The sequence below is a fragment of the Paenibacillus sp. AR247 genome, from assembly GCF_002968895.1.
Lineage (GTDB): Bacteria > Bacillota > Bacilli > Paenibacillales > Paenibacillaceae > Paenibacillus_AQ > Paenibacillus_AQ favisporus.
Genome location: NZ_PCZT01000023.1, coordinates 279,686 through 301,431, shown reverse-complemented (window position 1 = coordinate 301,431; position 21,746 = coordinate 279,686). Strand labels below are relative to the sequence as shown.

The window sequence follows — 21,746 nt, the reverse complement described above, 5'->3', positions numbered from 1 at the left end:
TTGCCCCCGCCAGCAGGTAAGACAGCCCTGCGCCCAGGCAGCCGCCGAGCAAAGCCGTGATAAGCGGTGACGAATGAATCAGGGACGGTATAAAGATCGTGCACAGCACCACGGCAAAATAGGCGCCGGCATTGATGCCGAAGGTTCCCGCTTCCGCCAGGGCGTTCCGCGTCACCGTCTGCAGCAGGGCGCCTGCCGCAGCCAGGGCGGCACCAGCCAAAATGCCCATGACGGCTCTGGGCAGCCGCAGGCCGCGAATGGTCTGGTGTTCCGCGATGTTCTGCGGGTGAACGATCGCCTCATACACCGTACGAAGCGGAATATGAAGCTCCCCTTGCGTCAGGCTCAGCGCCAGCAGGATCACCAGAAGAACTCCTCCCCCGGCAAACACCAGCAGATTCAAGCTGATTCGGCGGTTTTCCGGCCTTACGGCTGCCTCGTGCCCCGTTATCGGCTCCATCACCGGATTCATTGCGTCAGCAGACCGACCGCTTTATCGACCAGAATTTTCGCCGACAGCGGGCCGCCGTATACCCACATATCGCCGCCCAGAGGATACGTTTGTTGTTCCTTGACGAAATGCAGGCCGTTCCAGACCGCATTGTTTTTCATCTGTTTCTCGATGATGTTATCATCGTCCTGAACCACGTACAGCAGATTCGCATCCTGTACAGGAACCAGCGATTCCACTGTCGTCTGGGCATAGCCGTCCTCCGGAAGGGGATTAGGCTGATAGGCATTCTCGAAGCCCGCACGCTTCAGCGCGCCCGCAGCAATCGAGTTGTCCGAGTACAGCAGCATGACCGCCGCATCCTGATTCGAAAAGCCTTGAATCAAAGCATATTTCACATGTTCTTTGCCCGCGGCCTTCAGCTTCGCTTTGGCATTGTCAAAGGTTGCCTGCACGTCAGCGAGCACCTTCTCGCCTTCCTCTTTCTTGCCGACGATATCGGCAATCGTCCGGAAGGAATTCTCCATCGTGGCGTATTGATCCTGGGAAGCTTCTTTGGAGTAGTTATCAAAAACTACGGTCGGCGCAATCGCCGAGGCTTGTAATCAGCTCCAGACTGGGCTCCTGCCGCGTACCTACATCGATGACGTCCGCCGACAGCCCCGGCTGAGCGTTCACGTATTCTTATACCTTCCACGTCGGCGACACCTTTGGGTTGAATGCCCAGTGCAATCAAATCCTCCGCGTACGTCCATTCCAGAACGACGATGTTTTTCGGCGTCCCTTTCATCTCGGCGGTTCCCATCGAGTGCTGGATCGTGCGAACCTCTTCCTGTTGGGCCGGTGTGCTTGAATCTCCGCTGCCAGCTTGTGCCGCGGCTCCTTCCTTGGCTTCTCCCCCGTACTGCAGCCTGCAGTGAATAAAGCGATAAGGCAGCACACGATGAACGGAGCGAACAGCCCCCGTTTTAACCGGAATGTCTTCATGAACACAATCTTCCTTTCTGCTATGTACTTATTATTGATATTGAGAATCAGTATCAATTAAATATCTAAATGATATTGGTTCTCAATTGGGATGTCAATAGCGATTTTGGGCATTAAAAAGCGGCCTTCCGCCGCATTGGCGGAGCCGCTTATGTACAGCTTGATAGAAGACCGCTTGCAGAATATATTCCGGCCCTTAGCTTAAAGGTTACGGAAGGCCAGTTTCCATGCGGCAATATTGGCGATTAAGGCCACAGCCATCAGCACATATACTCCGTAAGTCGAGAAACGGAGTGCAAAATGAAGCCCTGCCATGGCCCCCAATATCAAAAATAGTAGGAGCATCAGGCCGGCCCTTCCGGATTGCGTTCCTGCCTGAGCAGGTTCGGTAAACGGCATCTCCAAACCCATGAGCCGGAAGCTGATCACGGTATACAGCAAGGTCATGACGAGTATGACCAGCAGATCCGGCAGAATTCTGACGCCGAAAATCACCGTAAAGATCATGCTCTCCACAACGAAAATCGGCAAAATAAGCTGAGCAATGCATGCTTTAAGCGTGCCTTTATAGACAGGCTCATGATTACGCAGCGGTACCGTACTGAAAATCCACGCCCCTTTCGGCGTGCTGGTGTACTGCAGCATCATGACGGCGCTGGGTATCATCACGGCACAGAAATACATAAACAAATAAGAGTTGCCTGAACGAATCTCCTCCCAGCTGCTGCCCGAATTAAACGTATTAAACATGAAAATAAACGGAAAGATGAGCGAGAGTCCCAGCGAAGGGTACACCTTTAGTTTATAATCCCGCTCCTTCCGGATCATGCCGAGCGCAAAGCGGAAAAACACCTGCTCCTCCCGGCTTCTGCAGATCCAGCGCCCCAGAACATCCGGCCACCGTCCGCCTCTTCCCTTCTTGCGGGCAGTCTGGGTGGACAGTTTCCGCAAATTGGCTTCAAACGAAGGGATCATCCGAACATAAATCCATACGGCCAGGAGCGGCAGGAGGACCGACAAAAGGCTGAAAACGATGATCGCCTCTCCCCTTTGTCCACCGAACAACCATTCAAACGGAGCCGCAAACCAGACCGGGAACAGAAATACATGCCACCAATGGGCCTCATACCCGATCTGCAAATCCACCAAATTGAACACTCTGGCGATGAGCTGATAACCAACCGCCATTACCATCGTGAGGCCGATTTGCACATAATTGATGATGTCCTTCAGCTTTTCTCCGTCGAAGAAGCGGAGGACGAGCCAGTACAACAATGCCGTTATCGCGACGATCAGCAGATCCATCAAGCCGATCTCCAGCACAAAGATTAAGAAAAATACAATGCCGTGTCGGAACAGGGCGGCGGCAAGCGGTGCGGCCGTAATCGAGCCTGTAATAAAAAACAAATAAATCATGATATGAATGGCCTTGGCCATATTGATCGTCTTAGCGTTCACCGGTTTGGAACCCAAAATGGTATGGTCCCGAACATCCAGCAATACGGAGGAGAAGTCGGAAATCAGCGACGTCGTGATCATAAACATCAAGATACCGAATACGATGCTCATCTGAAAAATAAGGTTGTGACCCATGACCACGAATGGGGTCATGACCACCCCCATCAGGGCATAAATCCACAGCGACTTAAGAAACTGGTTCGACAGCTCATCAGGATCAGAAGATCGGGAAGTTTTACCGATGAGTGTCGGCGCCCGGCGGCCATCCATCGTGAGTTTAACCTGTAGGATACGGCGCATCTGCACATAATCCATCCCTGTCTTTTCGAACAGAGCCTTGCAGCGGTCCAGCACAATCAGCGTTTTGAAATCATTCATCGCTGTACCTCTTTTACAATGGACACGATTCGAGCTGCCGTATCTTTATGCTCATGATACCCGGTCAGCTCTGTAAAAATTTCTTCCAGTGTTCCTTCATGCAGATGTTCCTGCAGCTGCTCGAAGCTGCCATCGGCGACAACATTCCCTTCATTCAGCAAAACGATCCGGCTGCTGATCTTCTCCACAACCTCCATAATATGAGACGAATAAAAGATCGTTTTGCCTTCGGCTGCAAGGCTCGCCAGCATCTCCTTCACCACCATAACGCTGTTTGCATCCAGCCCGCTGAGCGGCTCATCCAAAAAAAGATGTCAGGATTATGCAGGAGGCTTGAGATCAACAGCACCTTCTGGCGCATACCTTTACTTAAAGAGGAGATCCGGTTATAGTAGACCTCTTCCAAGCCAAACTGCTTCATCAACCGCTGGGCCTTGTGATCGGCAAGCCGCCGCTCAAGACCGTACAGCTCACCAACGAACGTCAAGTATTCCTGGGCGGTCAAGCTATCGTACATCTCGGCGATCTCCGGAACATAGCCGATCCTAGCCTTATACTCTACCTCTCCGTCCGAAATATCCTTACCGAAGATGCGAACCCGGCCGCTGTAGCCTTTGACAAGCCCCAGCATGATTTTGACTGTCGTACTTTTTCCCGCGCCGTTCGGGCCGATATATCCGATGATTTGCCCTTCATACACATCCAGGTTGATGCCCTTCAGAACCTGCTTTCCCCCATAGTTCATTTCGAGTCCTTGGATGGAGATGATCGGCTCACGGTTTGATTCTGGCATAGCAGCTCCCCCTATCATCTTTATTTTCCAAATACTAGCATAGCAGATATAGGGATGGAAGCGGACCATGAATCATACAATCGCCGTATTTTTTGCCGATATGCGACAACTTTCCTTCATTTTACGCGTTCTACACAATGTCCGGTTAAATGCACACCGAACCGGCATCATGAAAGGAGAATAACGTTATGGTGACTCCCGGGCCACCGCCCTTTGGCGGAGGAGGCTTTGACTTCTTCGATTTTATGTTTAGAATTTTCCCCTTTATTTTCGGCATTGTGTTCATCATCATCGTTGCCAGCTTCATTATGAATGGTGCCCGTTATGTAAAAAATGCCCGTACGCCCCGGTCATCCGTGTACGCTCGCGTCATTTCCAAACGGATGGACATCCGCCATCACAGCGCCAGCCATCATGATAACGGCAGCGGCTTTGCCCATTCCAGCGGCTCCTCCAGAACGTACTATTACATCACCCTGGAATTTGATAACGGGGAGCGGAAGGAATACCTGGACGTGAAGCATCTGTACGGCTTGGTTGCCGAAGGAGACGAAGGATATGCGGCGGTCCAAGGCGATTGGATCGTCGGTTTTGAGCGGGAGGTTGGGCAAACGCCCTAATACGAAAAAGCAGCCTTGACCGCGGGTTCACCCGCAGGACAAAGGCTGCATTTTTAACATTCGGGGAAGCCGTCGATGATGAGCGCCTTATCATACAAAAAAGAAGGCCGGCGCTTCAGCCAAGCCCTTCCCCGCATATACTGCTTATGAACGGCATCCGGCAGATGCCTGCTTATTTCCAAGCCTGTCTGAACATCATCACTTTACGATACATGGATTTATCCTTCAGCTGGTTAAAAATGTACGGATCGGGCTTCGTATTCACTTCAATGATCCACGGCGTCCATGTCCGGTCAAAGCCGATGTCCAGGCCGATGTGCCGGAAACCGGGGTACTTTTTGTGCAGATGCTTTGCGGTAGTCACCCCGAGCTTGTTCAGGGATTGGATGACTTTAGCCGTCTCTTTCTCATTTAAATGGGCACCGAGCAGCGTTTTGACATCCATCGGCGTGCCCCCGCTGTGATAATTAGTCACGATTTTGCCTTCATGGGCCACTCTTCCGATCAAACCGGTCGCCTCCCAATCTCCTCCAGGACGCCGCTGCACCATCACTCGGATATCGAAACGGCGCTTACGGTACTTTACGAGATGAATCCCTTTTTGAATCAGGTAGCTTCGCTTCCCGGTCAGCTTCTGCAGGGATTGATATAATGGATCATAGCTGTTGAAGGTCTTTTTTACCGTCTCCACCTGATACGTATAATCTCCGTTATCCAGCTGTTCCACCCGAATCACCCCTTTGCCGTGGGTGCCGTTTTCCGGTTTGACATAGACCATACGGTACGACTTCAGCATCTCCTTCAGGTCAGTTTTGCTGATTTTACGGGTATCGAGCATAAACGGCCGGACTTCCTTGCTGCCAAGCAGCACTTTCGTTTTAATCCACTTGCTGACGACTGCCGTGCGGTTCTTCTCCCCCATCCACCGATCTCTCCTGTCCTGTCTTCAAAATTGATTGTAACGCGCTTGCAAAACCTGTTTATTGTATGCAAGGCACGGCGGACTGGACAGGACATTCATCCCGCAAGCAGAACAATAGATTCCGTTTCTGGGCTGGCATCCCGTACTCCCTTATGGGGGCACGCATAAATAATAGAAGGATCAATTGAAGCAGCAGGTGCGGGGATCAGCATCTTTGCTGTAAGGGAGGAAAGCGGCTTGAACATACTGATCGTAGCCCCCGAACGGCTCCCTGTTCCCGGCAGCGGCTCGGTGGAAATCTGCATTTTATCCATCGCCAGGCAGCTTGCCAAGAAGCATGCGGTAACCGTCTTAAGCAGAGCCTCCGCGGGATTGCCTCTGGAGAGCACGGATGAGGGGGTTCGTATTGTCAGGGTCCGTTCCGGCAGCTCCAAAGTCTACCTCGCTTCGGTGCTTCGATTCATTCATGGGAAAACTTACGACGTCATCCAGGTGGATAACCGTCCCCACTATATGGCCGCTATTCAGCGGGCTGTTCCCCAGTCCAAAGTAACCCTGTTTCTGCATTCGCTCACTTTCGTGCCTTCGACACGGCTCGTTGCCGCGAGCCTGAAGCATGCATGGTGGATTGTCGCCAACAGCGCCTCGCTAAAGCAAAAGCTGTCCGTACGGTTTCCCTCACAAGCGCACAAAATACGTACGGTCGAGCTTGGCGTCGACACCGACCGGTTTCGTCCGCCAACTGATTTTGAGCGGGCGCAGGCCCGCAGCCGGTATGGAATCGGGGATGTCTTCACCGTGCTGTTCACTGGACGGATCATCCCGAGAAAAGGCGTGCCCGTTCTGCTGAAAGCCGCGCAAATCGCAAGCAAACAGGTCCCACTGCATCTTGTGATTGCAGGCCGGAGCAAGGAGGGATATATCCGGAAGCTGAAAGCCGAGGCCGCCAAGCTGAGGGTAGCGGTCACCTGGACCGGCAACAAAAACCACAGCGAAATTCACAGCATCTACCGGATGGCCGACTGCTTTGTCTGTCCCTCCCAGCGGCACGAAGCCTTCGGCCTCGTGAACGTCGAGGCCATGGCATCCGGGCTTCCGGTCATCGCTTCGCAGATCGGCGGCATTCCCGAAATTATTAAGCACGGGGTAAATGGTTACCTGGTGGATGACTACTGGCGTCCGGAAGGTTTTGCGGAATATCTGGTCACACTGGCCCAAAGCAAAGAGCTGCGGCGCAGCCTGGGCGGCAGCGGACGCAGCATGGTACTTCAGTCTTTCACATGGGGCCGAACCGCCGAAAAGCTCGCGGCGCTGTACTCCTGATCGGTTCTCCCCTGGCTGCTGAATACAAATGACTCATTGCATTTTTCTCAGTAATCCGTCCGCGTTGCGCAGCATCAAAGCACCGGCAGCCAAGGAGAGCAGGAAGCAGAAACCGGCAGCAACAGTGAGCGTTGACCATTCAAGAACCGTATGGCCCAACAAAGTCTACCATCCGATGAAGACCAATCCAAGCACGTAGCAAATGCCCGTCAGGTGGATCATGCGGAGACGTACCCAAACGGAGAGCGAAGTCCGAGTACTCAGCCAGGCGACGAGCGGGATGGCCTGAAGTGCGTGGAAGCCCAGGCCGTGCAGCCAAATAATGTTACCATGCAGCCCCACGGTCCGGCCTTGGTTAACCGAAATCCAGATCCCCGCTGCAAAAGACAGCATCACGGCTACCATGGCATAACGGATGCCCGTCACCAGCTCGGGATGAGCCGCGTATACTTTGCGACGGAAATACTGCGCGGCCAGGAACAGATAAAAGACGACGAGCAACAGGGCGATGAACGCAAAAACGTTGCCCACTGCCTTGTCAAAGGCGGACCCGTCTTTGACAAACCGGGGATTGACTCCCCGGAAATTTTGTACCGTTTCGGCAAAATAGGAATACAGTGCGAGCACGATATAGGGGTAGCGGTAAAAGGCTCTGCCTCTTCGTCCGAGACCCGAATACGGGATAATGAGAGCCGTCGACAGCAAAAATATCCCGATCGCAGCGTTAAAAGAAAATGCGTTTTGAACATTGCCCCCGGGGGCTACTTCCGCCCCGTTCACAAGGGTCCAGATTCCGCAGAAGGCGGACAGCAGAAATCCCAAGACAGCGGTCAGGACCAGCCACTTCTCCCCTTCAAACCAGCGGAACGCCGGCCGGGCGCCCACGCTCCTTACATTTACCATTTCCATGAATAATCTCCTCCATCCGAACGTTTTGGCATTGATTACGTCTTATTGTACAGAGAAGGAGGTTCCGGCAATTCTATCCGGGGTCCAGACTTTTCCCTGGACTTTGGTCGATGCCGCCCCCGACCAAAGTGCGGGATACAAGCCTCTTCATTGTTTAGTTCGCTTACAGAATAAGCAGGGGGAGTTTCAGCCAGAACAAACAGCCCTGAGCCGGTCGATTGGCTCAGGGCTGTATTGGTTAAGGCTTTGTTTGTCTGGCTGCCAAGCGCTTCTGGTGGAGTTCGCAGAAGGCGTGCTCATGTCCGGGAGCTATCCGGCCTGCACAGGATCAAGGCAGCACCGTCTACCCGGATACCTGCCGCAGGGGTTCTTCATGGGCGCGTTTCTTGGCGTCCGTCGGCCAGAGCATCCGCTGAAGCAGAAGGCAGATGATACCAAAAACAAGTACGAGCAGGCCAAGGACGCAGAACACCTCTCCCACGCCAAATCCTTTGATCAGCAAACCACCGGCCAATGGAGCTGCGATCATAATCGTACTGGACATCATGTTCTGAATGCCGAATATCCGTCCGGTCATGCCTTCCGGCGTTTCCTTTTGCAGCGCGTAATTGTTCGTCACCATAAACAGCCCGTTGCCGATCCCGATGACAAGGCCCAGCACGATGCTCCAGATCTCCGGAGAACCGGGTCTCAGCAGCCCCATCGCCCCGATCGCAGCACCTACCAGGACGATGCCGCCTCCGATCCCTGTGCCGTAACCGATCCGGTTCCGGCGGTTCAAGATCATGATCGTGGCTACGGCACCTACGCCGGTTGAGGAGACCATCCAGCCCAGAAGAGATTCGTTATCCGGCGCAATCTCTCTGTAGAGCGTAGGAAACTGGAAATCGATCATAAGAATAATCAGTATGACCGTCATATTCACGATCAGCGTGGTGAGCAGAATCCGGCGCTGCAGCAGCACCGCCCAGCCTTGCTTCCATTGCTCGATGAAGCCCGGTCTGTGCTCCGGACCAGCATTTTCACCCGGATTCATGTCCGCCTGGGGAGCCGTATGATTTGCCTCGATACGGCGCAGCGTAAACAGCAGCAGGCAGGAGATCAACCGGGTTACGGCATTCACCAGAATACACAGCTGGGGGGATAGCACCGTCAGGACGACCGCGCCCAGCAGCGGACCGGCGATTTTGGAGAACTGGTTGACCAGACCGTTATAGGAAGTCGCCTTCAGCAGCTGATCCTCGTGGACCACCTGGCGTGTCAGCGCCTGATGGGACGGGACGCGGAATACGCCCATAGCGGCACGCAGCGCCAGCAGCGGCAGCAGCCAGTACATGCCGGGAGCAAACAGCAGCAGGACCGTTAAAACGGTCTCGGCCGCATCGGCCATCAGCATCAGGTTGACCTTTTTCCAACGGTCGGCGACCACCCCCGCGAGCGACCCGAGAAGGATGCCCGGCAGGGCCATCATGACTGGGATCAGCGCAATCATTAAGGGATCGGCCTGCCAGCGGTAAGCGACCAGGACCTGGATCGCGAAGGCGTCGAACCATTCACCGAACGACGAGATGGCATAAGCCGTAAACATTTTGGCATAGATGCGGTTGGTCCACACCGATTTTGTGGACGGCCGCGGCTCAGTAACAAGGGTAGACATGAAAAATTCCTCCGTTCAGTCAGAATATGGCGTACTCTCACTGTAACGAAGGAATATCAGAGGAACATCAGACAGCATTTAGAATGCTTTCGATTTTTTCTTCGATCGGCACTTTATTGGCTTCAAGTTGATATATCCGGTTATATTCGGCGTGTTTCGCGGCGAACTGGCGATGAAGCTGTGGATCCTGCACGTTGTGCTCCAGAAAAACCAGCGTTTCCCGGATCGATCCGACGATCAGCGGCACGTTGTGCGTCATCTCTCCAACCTCTATGCCGTAGTTCAGGGCAGCCGTGGCCTCGGCGCGTTTCCCCTGCCGGAGCAGCATCCGGCCTTTAAGCCCGTGATAAAAGCAAATTTCCCGCAAATACGGGGTTTCCTCCAGCATCCGTTCGACTTCGCCCGCACAGCGTTCGGCTTCGGGCAGGTTGTCTGCACCCAGATGGACGTACATCTCCGCCATTTTGATATGGACGTTGAAAATATCCAGATCTCCCCCCGCTTCACGAACGGCCTCGTATGCCGCCTTAACCTTGGACAGATCCTCTTCGGGCCGGCCGTTGTTGGTATACAGCCCGATGATATTTAAAATCCTCAGCTCCCGCTGATGATCCTCCGGCCCAATGTTGGCGGCCATGGTTCGCTCGAAATAATCCAGGCATTTTCCCGGTTCATGGTAAAAGTACAAGTAAAAATGCAGCAAATAATACAGCTTGCTCGACAGCGGGAATTCATTATCCGTCAAAAACCAGTGGATATCCGCCTGCGCATACCGGATAAAAATCAGGTGGGACGGGGGCAGCTCAAACCCGAGCAAATCCTGCTGGCTCGCCAGCGTAATCATCGATTTGCATTGACCGTACATGAGGTACTTGTTCATCAGCTGCCGCATTTGGGCCTGCAGCTCGGTATCCTGCATCGACGGATTGCGGAGATCCGGCTCTTTGACCGTCAGGCTGTAGCCATAGCCGCGCACCGTGTTCAGAAAGACCCGGTTACTCCAAGGACGCAGCTTCTTACGCAGACGGTAAATATGGTCGTCCACCGTCCGCTCCACCGGATATTCCATCGGCCATACCCGGTCCAGCAGCTGTTCCCGGCTGAAAGCCTGACCGCGATGGCTGTATAAAAACTGCAGCAACGCATACTCTTTGGCAAGCAGCAAAATGCTCTCCTCCTGGTAGCTGACCGTATATCCGCTTGGATCAAAATCCAGCTGGGCCACCGTCCTCCCTCCTTTCTTCAACCGCACATGTTGGCGACCGTTTATCTTCCTTTCTGCTATTTAAGCATATTCCCGATTTGCCGCACAATAGGATTGAGGCATATGATGAAATGATGCCATTAGGCCAACTTTTATCACAGCTTAACGTTTAAGAGTAAAAGACGTTGGGATTTGAGGTATGAGAAGGAGGTACAGCCGTGATCAAAATTCAAACCAGACTGGTCATGGTACCGGTTGTGTTATATGTCATCTGCCTGTTGATAGGCTGCAGCCGTGCAACGTCGGCGTCGCCCGGCTCTCCATGGTTTCATAGTGCTGAACAGGCCGTAGAATATGGCCTTCATGAAGAGCAGGTTGAACTGTCCAACGTACTCACGACCATTACGGTCGACGGGGAAGAGCTCGTCTTTTACGAAAAATACGGTGCTTTCGGAGTGGGTGGGGTGAACGAGGGATCCCGCGGGTATCAGTGGTGCCGGTCGTCCCCCTATCGGAACTTTCAAGGAGAGGATACTCCTTATATGACTGGGGGCTTTACCGTTCAAACCGCTAAGGGGCGTAATGTGAATATTCTTGCCGGAAAAGTGTTTGACCCGAAGATTACCAGCATGACCGTAAAAGGGAATAACGAGGCTCAAGTGCTGTCCGTTACGGGGCATTCCCGTTTCTTCTTTATGGCTCACCAGTCGCCTTTTTCTGAATTGGAGGTCACTCCGGTTCTGGGCGGCGGGGGCAGCCAGGATGGGGGAACGAAAGGAACCAATAGATAGCACCCCGATTTATTCAAGTGACGAAAGAGGTGTTTTATCGATGATACGTCAACTCAGACGCCCGGCGGCTCTGCTAGCCACGACTGCCGGTACAGCCACCATCCTGCTTTGGATGATGCTGGGCTTTTTCAATCCGTATTCATCCAGCCTCGAAACCCGCCCCCTTCAAATCACCTTCTTTACGCAATGCGTGCCGGCCGTCCTTGCGATCGTGTCTGCTTGGTTTCGCCTTAAAGCGCTTGTGCTGATCGCTTTTCTTTGGTCCCTGCCCATAAGTTTGTACCTCGCGATGACCCCGGGCATATTTGCATGGTTTGGAGCAACCTCTTGCGCTTATCTGGTCACCTACTTCCTGATGCTGGCGGAACGGCCGCGATAAGGGGGCAGAGAAGAAACGCAAAAAAACCGCCGCGGCGTCCTTACGGACCTCCGCGACAGCTCCTGGTGGCACGCGCCTGAACGGCCGCGTACTCTTTGCCTAACTACTGAATGCTTGCCCCGACTTCCTTGACCATCTCCTGAACGGACAGCAGTCCGCCGCCGGATAGGTACCAGTAGTTCGGATCGAGATATACGATGTGCCCGTCTTTGAAGGCTTTCGTATTTTTGATCAGATCGTTCTCCACCGTCTGCTTGGCGGATACGGATTCCCCGCCTTCTCCGGCCACAGCCGCGCCGCGGTCCACGACGAACAGGTAGTCCGGATTCTTCTCGGCTACGTATTCCGATGTGACGCTTTGACCGTGCGTTGAAGCTTCAATGTTTGCATCCACCGGCGTAAAGCCCAGCAAGTCGTGGATCAGACCGAAGCGCGAGCCCGCGCCGTAAGCGCTCAGCTTGCCTTCGTTCGCCAGCACGATCAGGGCGTTTTTGCCCGAAGCGGCGGCTTTATCGTGAATTTCCGCGATCGTCTTGTCGACATGGTTCAGCTCCGTTTGGATCTCGTCCTCTTTGCCGAAGATCTGGCCGACGGTGTTCATATTCTCCTTAAACGATTCCATGTACCGCGCCGTATCCAGGCCCAGGTAGACCGTCGGCGCGATCTTGCTGAGCTCCTCGTAAGCTTCGGATTGGCGGCCAGAGATAATAATCAGGTCCGGGCTCAGCGCGTTGATTTTTTCAAAGTCCGGCTCTTTCAGACTCCCCACGTTGCTGTATGCATCCTTGTCGGCGTACTTGGACAGGTACGGAGGAATGTTCGCCTGCGGAACCCCGGTGACCTGAACGCCCAATTTATCCAATGTATCCAGAATGCCAAAGTCGAACACGACGACCTTCTGCGGATTTTTTTTGACCTTGGTCTCGCCCAGCTTATGTTTGATCCTCAGCTCCTCGGAACCGGAAGCCGCCGAAGTGTTGGTTGGTTCAGCAGACGCCTCTTTGGCGGGTTCTGCCGTATTTTTATTACCGCATGCCGCCAGCACGACGACCAACACGGCCGTGATGATGAACAGCATCATCTTTCTTGTTTTCAACTTCATCCACCCCATGTTCTGATTTGGTTTTCGGCTTGAATCAAGCCGTAAATGTATAAAATTATGTGATGAACTACCCGCCGGCGCCTGGCTGAGATGAGTCCACGCATATAATTTCCCTTGGTTAGCATTGCACCTGATTCTTCACCTGGCCCGTTCAACTCAGGGAGAATTTTATTTTCGAACAAGCTGCCTCTTACCTCTCCCGGGCCTCAGGCTTCAGGCAAAATAAACGCAAATTTTGTTGTTGTTAATGTTCTCAATGGGGATATCCATCCCGTAGACCTGCTTCAGCACCGGCGTATCGATGATCTCGTCCGCCGTTCCTTCCTTCACGACCCTGCCGTTCTTCAGCGCGACGATGTCGTCCGAATAGACGGAGGCAAAATTGATGTCATGAATGACGATAATGACCGTCTTGCCCAGCTCATCTACCATCCGCCGCAGCACCTTCATGATCTGCACCGAGTGCTTCATGTCCAGGTTGTTCAGCGGTTCATCCAGCAGCACATAGTCGGTGTTCTGGGCAATGACCATCGCAATAAAGGCCCGCTGCTGCTGCCCTCCGCTCAGCCGGTCCAGGTACTGGTCCTGCAGATCGCCGAGCTCCATATAATCGATGGCTTCCTGGACGTATTTCCAGTCCTCCGGCTTCAGCCGGCCCTGCGAGTAAGGGAACCGGCCGAAGCTTACCAGTTCCTTGACCGTCAGGCGGACGTTAATATGATTGGACTGCTTCAGAATCGAGATCTTCTTGGCGAGTTCGCTGCTCTTGCAGCGGTCCACCCGCTCCCCTTCGATCAGGATTTCACCGCCGTCACAGGAAATGAGGCGGCTGATCATGGAGAGAAGCGTGCTTTTGCCCGCCCCGTTGGCACCGATAAAGGAGGTGATTTTCCCTTTGGCGATGTTCACCGAGACGTTGTCGACCACTGTTTTGCCGCCATATTGTTTGGAAACCCCTTTAACCTCGATCACGATGATTTACTCCCCTTTAGCAAAAGATAGATAAAGTACACGCCGCCGACCAGATTGATGATGACGCTCAGCGTCGTGGAGAAGGTAAACACCCGCTCCACCAGCAGCTGCCCGCCTACAAGGGCGACGATGCTGATCAGCACCGCAGCCGGAATCAGCAGCGTGTGCCGGTAGGTCCGCATCAGCTGATAGGCCACATTGGCCACGAGCAGCCCCAGGAAGGTGATTGGCCCGACGAGCGCCGTCGCGATGGAAATGAGCACTGCCACAACAATGAGCAGCCTCTTTACCACCCGGTCGTAATCGACGCCCAGATTGACGGCGTGGTCCCTTCCCATAGCAATAACATCGAGATACTTGGTATAACGCGTAAAATAGGCGGTCACCAGCACGATCCCTGCCGCCGACACCAGCAGCAGATCCGTATTGACATTGTTAAAGCTTGCGAACATTTTGTCCTGGACGATTTGGAACTCGTTCGGATCGATGAGCACCTCCATAAAAGAGGACAGGCTCTGAAACAATGTGCCGAAGATCAGACCAAGCAGAAGCAGAAAGTAAATGTTTTGCCCTTCCCTTTTGAACAGGAGCTTGTAGAACACCACCGAGAACACGGCCATCATGCCGACGGAAATGAGAAAGTTCACGTTTTTGCCCATCGCCGTCAGGCTGATCGAGCCGAAAACATAGACCATAAAGGTCTGAAACAGCATATACAGGGAATCAAGCCCCATAATGCTCGGTGTCAAAATGCGGTTGTTGGTAATCGTCTGGAACACGACCGTCGAGAAGGCGATCGCTCCGCCGGTCAGGACCATGGCCAGCACTTTTTTGCCCCTGCGCGGAAGGATATAATCCCAGTTGCCCCCAGACTGGATCACCATAAAGACAGCAATCAGGACAAGTGCGATGACGGTTAGAACGATCAGCTTGGTCAGGTTGGATTTGCTCATGTATAAGCCCTTCTTCTCAGCAGTAAAAAGATAAAGATCGCGCTGCCAATCACCCCGACGGTGACGCCGATGGAGATTTCATACGGAAAGATGATGACCCGGCCCAGAATGTCGCAGAACAGCACGAACACGGCTCCCAGCAGTGCGGTATGTAGCAGGCTTTTCTTCAGATGGTCCCCCAGATACATCGTGACGATGTTCGGAACGACCAGGCCCAGAAAAGGAATCATGCCCACGGTTAAAATCACGACCGATGAAATAGCTGACCAGTCCGATGTTGACGACGGCCTTATAGTTAAGCCCCACGGTTCACCGCGAACTCTCCCCCCACTGCCCGCAATCGTAAAGCGGTTCGCGAACAGATAGGCGATGATCAGGAGCGGAATGCTGATGTACAGCATCTCGTAGCGGCCCTTGAGGATCATGGAAAAGTCGCCCTGCAGCCAGGAGGACATGTTCTGGATCAGATCGTTTTTATAGGCAAAAAACGTCGTGACCGAGCTGACAATGTTGCCGAACATGAGTCCGACAAGCGGAATGAAAATTGCGTCCTTGTATTTGACCTTATCCAGGATCCGCATGAAGATCATCGTTCCCAGCAGGGCAAAAACGAAGGCCACCAGCATTTTCACCAGCGGCGCCGCGTTACCAAACACCATGAGGGCTACCAAAATGCCGAACCTTGCCGAGTCCATCGTTCCGGCTGTCGTCGGCGACACGAACTTGTTTCTCGTCAGCTGCTGCATGATCAGGCCGATAATGCTCATGCTCGTGCCGGCGATGATAATGCTAATCAGGCGCGGCAGGCGGCTGATCCAGAGCACCTGCTTCTGTTCGGCTGTGAGATGAAACAGATCCAGCGGGGAGATATCCTTCACCCCGATAAACAAAGAAGCGGCTGAGAATACGATAAGCAGGATCCACAGCGTCCACAGGTAAGTGTTTTTCATGGCTATCCAACGCTTTCTATAGTCTGGCCAGTCATTGAAAATAATGAAAATATTCCGAAAAAGCATATGTCACTTTCGATCTAATTAATAATGATATTCATTCTCAATTAACTGACTTAGTTATTATTCTAACAGCTGACCAGTTTTTGTCAAACGTTTCTGGGTATTTTTATTCTTCTGCCTTCTTCCCGCAAGATGAATGCAGGCCGCCCGGAGTGGTCATAGTAACAGGGAATGCCGACTGCAAATACAAGGAGGTTGTACAGCCATGGACAGCACGCATGAGTATGTGGAGAAGCTCCACGATACCCAGGAAAAAGCCCGCAAACACAAGGATGGCATCAGCAAAGGAGCCAGCGCAAAGCTTCCGACCAAGCAGCATGGCACGAAGAAATAACCGCAAACCTTAAAAATGGGCATTTCCCTTTCGACCGAAGGGGAAGTGTCCTTTTTATTTGAAGATATAAGTTAGTATAAGCTCCAGAGAGTGCTCCTCCTTATATCGCAAGAAAAACAACTGCTAACCGCGGTATGTCTACTTTGAAGGTGCGTCGATAGGCGTTTTTCTTAAGAGAGCAGAAAGTATAGGATTCGGAGCCTCCGCTTCCGGATCTCGCAAGAAAAACTTCAGCTAAACGCGGTCTGTCTACTTTGAAGGTGCGTCGATAGGCGTTTTTCTTAAGAGAGCAGAAAGTATAGGATTCGGAGCCTCTGCTTCCTGATCTCGCAAGAAAAACTTCAGCTAACCGCGGTCTGTCTACTTTGAAGGTACGTCGATAGGTGTTTTTCTTATTATTCAAGGATTTTCGCAAAGTTTCTGCAATCTCCAAGACCAAAGTCCAGTTTGATCCTGGTCCAGAGACAGTTTCTGGATGACCCGCCGCTCCGTTAGAATGGACGAAAGCATGAGACGGCATCGGCCTCAGGTTGGATTTGACTGCAGGCGGCGAGGGCCGGTAAGGAGAGAAACTATGGAGTGGATCATCCATCTGTTTGAACAATACGGGTATATGGTGCTGTTTGGCGGCCTCTTCGCTGAATCTTTGGCGATTCCCTTCCCGGGAGAGCTGGCGATGGCCATCTCCGGCCATATGTCGACGCTGGGGAGCTTTCACCTGCTGCAAATTATTTTGTATTCGTATATCGGCGCCATTGTCGGCACGACGGTGACGTATATTATCGGGTATCGTATGGGAACGCCCTTCTTTGAAAAATACGGCAAGTACGTCCTCCTGAACCCGGCCCGGATCGCCAAAATTACCGGATGGTTCGACCGGTACGGCACTAAGCTTATTCTGATCTGTTACTTCGTGCCTGGGCTTCGGCATTTTACCGGATACGTGTCCGGCGTGCTCCGGATCAATGTACGGACCTTCTTTATCTATAACTACATTGGCGGACTCGCCTGGGTTATCGTCTATGTCATGATCGGCAGGCTGGTCGGCTCGAAGATCGAGCAGTTCCTGCACTTGATTTCCCAGTATTCGCTAGCCGCTATCCTGGTGGCTGCTGCGGTCCTGGCTCTCGTCGTGTACCTGAAACGGAGAAAAAAATCCGCAGCCCCTCGGGTCAAAGCCGAAGTTCGGCAGGAGGACTAAGGCCAAGCGCACACGAACGAGCAGCTAACAGCCGTGGGACAGCCGGCGGCTGCGATGGCAGCACGCTTACAGCACTGCTTTCTTCAAGAAAATCAAAAGCCGCCCTCCGTTGCTTGCCCGGGGAGCGGCTTGTATACTTACGCTTTATTTGACGGCGCCCTGTGTCACGCCGTTGATGATCCATTTTTGCGCGAACAGGTAGATAATGATCATCGGCAGCATCGCCATCAGATACGAGGCAAAGGCCAGGTTGTAGTCCGTGTTGAACTGTCCCTGGAAAATGTACTGCACGAGCGGCAGCGTATAGCTCGACTGGTCGCTGATGATGATCAGCGGGAGCAGGAAGTCGTTGTAGGTCGACAGGCAGATCAGGATGCCGACGGTGGCGTTGATCGGCGCCATCAGCGGGAAAATGATCCGCCAGAACGTGCCCCACGTCGTCGCGCCGTCCACCGTGGCGGCCTCTTCCAGCGCCGTCGGGATCGAGCGGATATAGCCGACGTAGACGAAGACGTTAAAGGCCAGCGCATAGACCGTATGCAGGATCGTCAGGCCGACCAGATTGGTCATATGCAGCGCCGACGCCAGCTTGACGATCGGCAGCATGATGATCGGGAACGGAATGAACATAGCGCTGATGAAGTAGAAGTACAGCCCTTTGAAGAACTTCCGGTGCATATTCCGGGCGATGGCGTACGCCACGAGCGAGTTGGTGAGCAGCGTCAGCACCACCGTCGAGATCGTCACGAGCGCGCTGTTGCGGAATGCGCGGAAGAAGTTGGTCATTTTCACCGCGTTCGAGAAGTTTTCCCAGTGAAACGTCGTCGGAATCGCGAAGACCGACCGCGTCATCTCCTCGGGATTTTTCAGCGCAATGGTCAAGGTCATGTACAGCGGGAACAAAATCAGCAGCGTCCCCAGGGCAATCAGGATCATGACGGCCCAGTTCGTTTTCGTTCTCATTACATATCGCTCTCCCTTCCTTGAAGAAATTTAAGCTGCAGGATGGAGATGATCGCAATGACGATAAAATAAATGACCGAGTTGGCGGACTGGTAAGCGAACTCGCCTCCCTGGAACCCGCCGATGTAGATCAGGTGCGAAATGGACTGTGTCGCCCGGCCGGGCCCGCCATTGGTCAAGGCAACGATCTGATCGAAGACCATCAGCGAGTTTTTCATCGCCAGCACCATATTGATCGTGAAAAACGGGGAAATGAGCGGAAAGGTAATTCTCCAGAATTCCTGCCAGCGGCTGGCCCCGTCCAAATTTGAAGCTTCGTACAGCGAAGCCGGGATGGTCTGGAGTCCCGCCAGATACAGGATCGTATTAAACGCAATCCCCTGCCATACCGCCACGATGACGACCCCGATCCAGGCCAGATTTTCGTTGCCCAGAATGTTCGTTGAGAACGCATGGATGCCCAGGTTCTGACCCCAGATCGTGAAGACGTTGGAGAACAGGTAGTTGAAAATGTAACCGACGATCAGCACGCTCAAAATGTTCGGCAGAAAGTAAATGCCGCGGAGGAAATTGCGCGCCTTGATCCGCGCGTTCAGGCCTAGAGCGATCAGCAGACTGAGCACATTGATCAGAATGGTGACGACAATGGCGAACTTGAAGGTGAACAGATAGGCGTTCCCCACGTTGCTGTCCGTAAAGAGGTTTGCGTAGTTGCGGAACCCAATAAAGTCATAATGTTTCCCGAACCCGTTCCAGTTCGTGAACGAATAGTAAATGCCCTGCAGGGCGGGCAGTGTCATAAATACGAAGAACAGTACGACCGCCGGCACGGTCATCCAATAAAACGCCGTAAGTCGCTTGGACATCCCTTCATCCTCCTCTTTTGGTCATGATGTTATTTCCGGCTCTGGACTTTGTCCCACTCGGTATCGAGCGTTTTCAGGTAGGCGTCGATATTCCGGTTTTGCAGGAACCCCTGAACGATCGAGTTCAGCTGCACGGCAGCCGGGATATAGTGGTCGGCAAAATCGACGACTCGGCCCGCCTTGAAATAAGGCTGCAGCTCGGCAACCGCAGGGTCGTCCTGCGTCACACCTTTAACGGCCGAGAACGCGGTCTGTTCTTTGATGTACTGGCCGATATTGTCCGGCTCGAGGAGAAAAGCGATGAATTCCTCCGCTTCTTTTTTATGCTTGGTGCTCTCGGAGATGGTCAGCAGCGTGTCCACCCCGGAGATCAGCTTGTTCTTGTCCGGGTCGTTTCCGGTCGGGAACGGGAAGAAGCCGATATTCGCGTTCGGGTTCGATTTCCGGATTTCCGGAATGGCCCAGCTTCCCTGGATATACATGGCCGATTCCCCGCGCGCAAAAGCACGGTTGCCGTCCGCGTACGTTTTCCCGAAGTTGTCCCCATGTCCGTAATCGAGCAGCTTCAGCTGCTTCTCCGCCACCTCGCGGAACTTCTCTTGGAAGGTCACCTGATTCTCACGGCGCTGCTTGAAGAAATCGATGCCGACCAAGTTGGGTGCGAGCGCATTAAACGGCAGATTCGTCTGCCAGTCGTCCTTGTATGTAAAATAAAACGGAATGATGCCGCTGTCCTTCACCTTTTGGGCAGTCGCAATCAGCTCATCCCACGTTTTCGGAACGCTCAGCCCCAGCTTCTTGAAGATGTCCTTGTTGTACATAATGCCGTTGGCGTTGGTTGCGTAAGGGATGCCGGTAATTTTACTCAGCCCCGTTACGTCCTTGAGCATTTTTATGTAGTTCGGATCAATGGATTCGACCAGCTTGCTCTGGGTCAGATCGGCGAAAATATCGCTCTGCGCCAGGATCGAATACGTGTCGGTCGCGCCCATGCCGATGACGTCGGGAATGTCGTTCTTGACGACCCTTGTCTTGAGGACCGTTTCGGCATCCGGCGGATTCACCTGGGTGACCTGGATCCCGGGGTGCGAAGCGTTGAACTTGGCCACCAGCTTATCAAAGGAGCCTTTGGCCTCCGGCTTGTTTTGAAAAAACTCCAGCTTGACCTTCCCGGCGTTCTCCCCGTTATTCCCGCAGGCCGTCAGCATCGACGCGAGCAGCAGGCAGGCCAGAAGGATTCTTCCCATTTTCATGCGAAACCCCCCATATCGAAATTCTTGATGTTGAATTTTCTTTAAAATTACCCGATTTTGTCGAAAAATAAACAAGCCGCCAAGCATGAAGCCTGCGGCGAACATGCGAATGCAGCGCCGTCTTCCCGGTGAAGTAAAAAAGCAGCCCCCTGACAGAAAGGCTGCTTTTTGCATGGCTGGGCCGAAGCGCGCTTATTTTTGGCGGCCAACCACTGGGCTACGCCTTGAATGTCAGCATCGGACAGTTGGCCTTTGAAAGCCGGCATGCCGCCGCGGCCGTTCGATACGATCCCGGCGATTTCGTCCGCGGAGTATTTAGCTCCGACCTTTTGCAGGTTCGGTCCTACGGCGCCTTCGAGATTGTTGCCGTGGCAGCTGACACAGTTGGCTTTAAAGGTCGCTTCCCCGTTGCCGGCTGCTGCGTTGCCGCCGGTTTGCCCGGTCGTTGTACCTGTATTACCGGTAGTGCCGGCGTTGTTATTGGCTGCGCCTTGGTTGTTGTTGTTGTCGCTGCTTTTACCGCAGGCGGACAGGGAAAGAACGAGCAGCAGGCTCAGGAAAATGATCGATTTTTTCATTTGGAGGTGTCTCCCTTCAACTTTTTCAAATTTGCCTCAATACAGCTACGATGCCCCAGCAATAAGCTTTTCATGTACGCGGATTATCGTGATTTTTCGTATTTGCGGTTTTTTCGGCTTGGCATGGCAAGTGCATAATATACCCAGCAAAGGGGAACATATCCCACAAGGAGGAATGAAACCATGGCAGAACAACAAAAGGAACAACCACCAAGCGGGTCCAGGCGCCAGTTCCTGAAATATTCAGGGACGGCGATCGGCGGTCTGGTCGTCGGTGGCGTTATTGGCGGGGCCATTACCGGCGGCTTCAACAAGAAAAAGCCGGCTGCAAATGCGCCGACATCGCCGCAAACCGGAACGCAGCCTGCTGCAGATTATAACCATGCGACCATGTACTTCAACCAGCGCCAGCTGCAAATTACACAGGCAGCGACAGAGCGCATTTTTCCAAGGACGATAACGGTCCTGGAGCCAACGACTTGGGCGTTGCTTACTACATCGACCATCAGTTAGCCGGTCACTGGGGCTTTAACGCTCGCGAATACCGCATGGGGCCTTTTGTAAAGGGGAGCCACACAGGGCGACTATCAGAGCATTAACCGTAACGAGGTCTTCCTGCTCGGGCTTACCGCCATTGAC

Annotated in this window: 22 protein-coding genes and 1 pseudogene; 7 read left to right on the top strand and 16 right to left on the bottom strand. The window is 53.3% G+C overall.

From position 1 onward, the window contains the following. The 4 genes and pseudogenes from CPT76_RS30430 to CPT76_RS30415 all read right to left on the bottom strand — a co-directional run. Window positions 1–460 (bottom strand): iron chelate uptake ABC transporter family permease subunit (locus CPT76_RS30430; RefSeq protein WP_181153151.1); only part of this gene is annotated, 460 nt, incomplete at its 3' end. 8 nt (window positions 461–468) lie between these two features. Beyond that, window positions 469–1,041, bottom strand: coding sequence for an ABC transporter substrate-binding protein (locus CPT76_RS40835; RefSeq protein WP_258168993.1), 573 nt, complete (start codon window positions 1,039–1,041; stop codon window positions 469–471). Window positions 1,042–1,639: 598 nt separating this feature from the next. Next, window positions 1,640–3,274: a hypothetical protein gene (locus CPT76_RS30420; protein ID WP_105445525.1), complete on the bottom strand. Its 1,635-nt coding sequence runs from the start codon at window positions 3,272–3,274 to the stop codon at window positions 1,640–1,642. Further along, window positions 3,271–4,067 (bottom strand): annotated as a pseudogene (locus CPT76_RS30415) (ABC transporter ATP-binding protein). Before CPT76_RS30415 ends, CPT76_RS30420 begins: the two are co-directional and overlap by 4 nt. 191 nt (window positions 4,068–4,258) lie before the next feature. Here CPT76_RS30415 and CPT76_RS30410 point away from each other — a divergent pair. Then, window positions 4,259–4,687, top strand: a complete 429-nt coding sequence (locus CPT76_RS30410) for a DUF2500 domain-containing protein (protein ID WP_374954750.1) — start codon at window positions 4,259–4,261, stop codon at window positions 4,685–4,687. A gap of 172 nt (window positions 4,688–4,859) precedes the next feature. Here CPT76_RS30410 and CPT76_RS30405 read toward each other — a convergent pair whose 3' ends face one another. After that, entirely contained in the window at window positions 4,860–5,609 is a 750-nt protein-coding gene (locus tag CPT76_RS30405) for a YheC/YheD family protein (protein ID WP_105445524.1), read from the bottom strand. A 237-nt stretch (window positions 5,610–5,846) separates the two neighbouring features. On the opposite strand from CPT76_RS30405, the gene CPT76_RS30400 reads away from it, so the two are divergent. Beyond that, a complete protein-coding gene (locus CPT76_RS30400) occupies window positions 5,847–6,932 on the top strand; it encodes a glycosyltransferase family 4 protein (protein WP_105445523.1) in 1,086 nt (361 codons plus the stop codon). A 165-nt stretch (window positions 6,933–7,097) separates the two neighbouring features. On the opposite strand, the gene CPT76_RS30395 is transcribed toward CPT76_RS30400, so the two are convergent. The 3 genes from CPT76_RS30395 to CPT76_RS30385 all read right to left on the bottom strand — a co-directional run bounded on the left by CPT76_RS30395 (window position 7,098) and on the right by CPT76_RS30385 (window position 10,723). After that, window positions 7,098–7,841 carry a hypothetical protein gene (locus CPT76_RS30395; protein WP_374954746.1) on the bottom strand — a complete coding sequence of 248 codons (744 nt, stop codon included), beginning with the start codon at window positions 7,839–7,841 and terminating at the stop codon, window positions 7,098–7,100. Between the two features lie 343 nt (window positions 7,842–8,184). Further along, window positions 8,185–9,498, bottom strand: a complete 1,314-nt coding sequence (locus tag CPT76_RS30390) for an MFS transporter (protein WP_105445522.1) — start codon at window positions 9,496–9,498, stop codon at window positions 8,185–8,187. Window positions 9,499–9,565: 67 nt separating this feature from the next. Continuing rightward, entirely contained in the window at window positions 9,566–10,723 is a 1,158-nt protein-coding gene (locus CPT76_RS30385; RefSeq protein WP_181153149.1) for a winged helix-turn-helix domain-containing protein, read from the bottom strand. Between the two features lie 197 nt (window positions 10,724–10,920). On the opposite strand from CPT76_RS30385, the gene CPT76_RS30380 reads away from it, so the two are divergent. Together CPT76_RS30380 and CPT76_RS30375 are read left to right on the top strand one after the other, a co-directional pair. Next, window positions 10,921–11,493, top strand: coding sequence for a hypothetical protein (locus tag CPT76_RS30380; protein ID WP_105445520.1), 573 nt, complete (start codon window positions 10,921–10,923; stop codon window positions 11,491–11,493). Continuing rightward, on the top strand, window positions 11,465–11,872 hold the full coding sequence (locus CPT76_RS30375; protein WP_181153147.1) for a hypothetical protein: 408 nt from the start codon (window positions 11,465–11,467) through the stop codon (window positions 11,870–11,872). Before CPT76_RS30380 ends, CPT76_RS30375 begins: the two co-directional genes overlap by 29 nt. Window positions 11,873–11,975: 103 nt before the next feature. On the opposite strand, the gene CPT76_RS30370 is transcribed toward CPT76_RS30375, so the two are convergent. The 4 genes from CPT76_RS30370 to CPT76_RS30355 all read right to left on the bottom strand — a co-directional run bounded on the left by CPT76_RS30370 (window position 11,976) and on the right by CPT76_RS30355 (window position 15,849). Next, window positions 11,976–12,953, bottom strand: a complete 978-nt coding sequence (locus CPT76_RS30370; RefSeq protein ID WP_258168992.1) for a siderophore ABC transporter substrate-binding protein — start codon at window positions 12,951–12,953, stop codon at window positions 11,976–11,978. Between the two features lie 234 nt (window positions 12,954–13,187). Continuing rightward, window positions 13,188–13,946, bottom strand: a complete 759-nt coding sequence (locus tag CPT76_RS30365; protein ID WP_105445517.1) for an iron ABC transporter ATP-binding protein — start codon at window positions 13,944–13,946, stop codon at window positions 13,188–13,190. Continuing rightward, a complete protein-coding gene (locus tag CPT76_RS30360; protein ID WP_105445516.1) occupies window positions 13,943–14,899 on the bottom strand; it encodes an iron chelate uptake ABC transporter family permease subunit in 957 nt (318 codons plus the stop codon). The genes CPT76_RS30365 and CPT76_RS30360 overlap by 4 nt, the downstream gene beginning before the upstream one ends. Next, window positions 14,896–15,849, bottom strand: a complete 954-nt coding sequence (locus CPT76_RS30355) for an ABC transporter permease (RefSeq protein WP_181153145.1) — start codon at window positions 15,847–15,849, stop codon at window positions 14,896–14,898. Before CPT76_RS30355 ends, CPT76_RS30360 begins: the two co-directional genes overlap by 4 nt. 268 nt (window positions 15,850–16,117) lie before the next feature. Here CPT76_RS30355 and CPT76_RS30350 point away from each other — a divergent pair, with 268 nt between their 5' ends. After that, complete coding sequence (locus CPT76_RS30350) at window positions 16,118–16,246, top strand: DUF4023 family protein (RefSeq protein WP_076171988.1); 129 nt, start codon at window positions 16,118–16,120, stop codon at window positions 16,244–16,246. A gap of 574 nt (window positions 16,247–16,820) precedes the next feature. Continuing rightward, complete coding sequence (locus CPT76_RS30345) at window positions 16,821–17,447, top strand: DedA family protein (RefSeq protein ID WP_105445514.1); 627 nt, start codon at window positions 16,821–16,823, stop codon at window positions 17,445–17,447. 144 nt (window positions 17,448–17,591) lie between these two features. On the opposite strand, the gene CPT76_RS30340 is transcribed toward CPT76_RS30345, so the two are convergent. The 4 genes from CPT76_RS30340 to CPT76_RS30325 are packed head-to-tail and all read right to left on the bottom strand — an operon-like array spanning window position 17,592 to window position 21,107. After that, window positions 17,592–18,410, bottom strand: a complete 819-nt coding sequence (locus CPT76_RS30340) for a carbohydrate ABC transporter permease (protein WP_089549635.1) — start codon at window positions 18,408–18,410, stop codon at window positions 17,592–17,594. After that, the gene (locus tag CPT76_RS30335; protein WP_105445513.1) at window positions 18,410–19,276 is read right to left on the bottom strand and encodes a carbohydrate ABC transporter permease; all 867 of its coding nucleotides are present in this window, start codon (window positions 19,274–19,276) and stop codon (window positions 18,410–18,412) included. Before CPT76_RS30335 ends, CPT76_RS30340 begins: the two co-directional genes overlap by 1 nt. A 29-nt stretch (window positions 19,277–19,305) precedes the next feature. Continuing rightward, window positions 19,306–20,529: an ABC transporter substrate-binding protein gene (locus tag CPT76_RS30330; protein ID WP_089549633.1), complete on the bottom strand. Its 1,224-nt coding sequence runs from the start codon at window positions 20,527–20,529 to the stop codon at window positions 19,306–19,308. 47 nt (window positions 20,530–20,576) lie between these two features. Continuing rightward, window positions 20,577–21,107 carry a c-type cytochrome gene (locus CPT76_RS30325; RefSeq protein ID WP_105445512.1) on the bottom strand — a complete coding sequence of 177 codons (531 nt, stop codon included), beginning with the start codon at window positions 21,105–21,107 and terminating at the stop codon, window positions 20,577–20,579. A gap of 183 nt (window positions 21,108–21,290) precedes the next feature. On the opposite strand from CPT76_RS30325, the gene CPT76_RS40830 reads away from it, so the two are divergent. After that, the gene (locus CPT76_RS40830; protein ID WP_258168977.1) at window positions 21,291–21,620 is read left to right on the top strand and encodes a twin-arginine translocation signal domain-containing protein; all 330 of its coding nucleotides are present in this window, start codon (window positions 21,291–21,293) and stop codon (window positions 21,618–21,620) included. Window positions 21,621–21,746: the final 126 nt, after the last annotated feature.

Excerpts from the sequence above, each read along its gene's own strand:
- CPT76_RS30420 (WP_105445525.1), bottom strand. The coding sequence starts at position 3,274 with ATGAATGATTTCAAAACGCTGATTGTGCTGGACCGCTGCAAGGCTCTG.
- CPT76_RS30405 (WP_105445524.1), bottom strand. The coding sequence starts at position 5,609 with ATGGGGGAGAAGAACCGCACGGCAGTCGTCAGCAAGTGGATTAAAACG.
- CPT76_RS30395 (WP_374954746.1), bottom strand. The coding sequence starts at position 7,841 with ATGGAAATGGTAAATGTAAGGAGCGTGGGCGCCCGGCCGGCGTTCCGC.
- CPT76_RS30390 (WP_105445522.1), bottom strand. The coding sequence starts at position 9,498 with ATGTCTACCCTTGTTACTGAGCCGCGGCCGTCCACAAAATCGGTGTGG.
- CPT76_RS30375 (WP_181153147.1), top strand. The coding sequence starts at position 11,465 with ATGGGGGAACGAAAGGAACCAATAGATAGCACCCCGATTTATTCAAGT.
- CPT76_RS30370 (WP_258168992.1), bottom strand. The coding sequence starts at position 12,953 with ATGATGCTGTTCATCATCACGGCCGTGTTGGTCGTCGTGCTGGCGGCA.
- CPT76_RS30360 (WP_105445516.1), bottom strand. The coding sequence starts at position 14,899 with ATGAGCAAATCCAACCTGACCAAGCTGATCGTTCTAACCGTCATCGCA.
- CPT76_RS30355 (WP_181153145.1), bottom strand. The coding sequence starts at position 15,849 with ATGAAAAACACTTACCTGTGGACGCTGTGGATCCTGCTTATCGTATTC.
- CPT76_RS30350 (WP_076171988.1), top strand. The coding sequence starts at position 16,118 with ATGGACAGCACGCATGAGTATGTGGAGAAGCTCCACGATACCCAGGAA.
- CPT76_RS30345 (WP_105445514.1), top strand. The coding sequence starts at position 16,821 with ATGGAGTGGATCATCCATCTGTTTGAACAATACGGGTATATGGTGCTG.
- CPT76_RS30340 (WP_089549635.1), bottom strand. The coding sequence starts at position 18,410 with ATGAGAACGAAAACGAACTGGGCCGTCATGATCCTGATTGCCCTGGGG.
- CPT76_RS30335 (WP_105445513.1), bottom strand. The coding sequence starts at position 19,276 with ATGTCCAAGCGACTTACGGCGTTTTATTGGATGACCGTGCCGGCGGTC.
- CPT76_RS30330 (WP_089549633.1), bottom strand. The coding sequence starts at position 20,529 with ATGAAAATGGGAAGAATCCTTCTGGCCTGCCTGCTGCTCGCGTCGATG.
- CPT76_RS30325 (WP_105445512.1), bottom strand. The coding sequence starts at position 21,107 with ATGAAAAAATCGATCATTTTCCTGAGCCTGCTGCTCGTTCTTTCCCTG.
- CPT76_RS40830 (WP_258168977.1), top strand. The coding sequence starts at position 21,291 with ATGGCAGAACAACAAAAGGAACAACCACCAAGCGGGTCCAGGCGCCAG.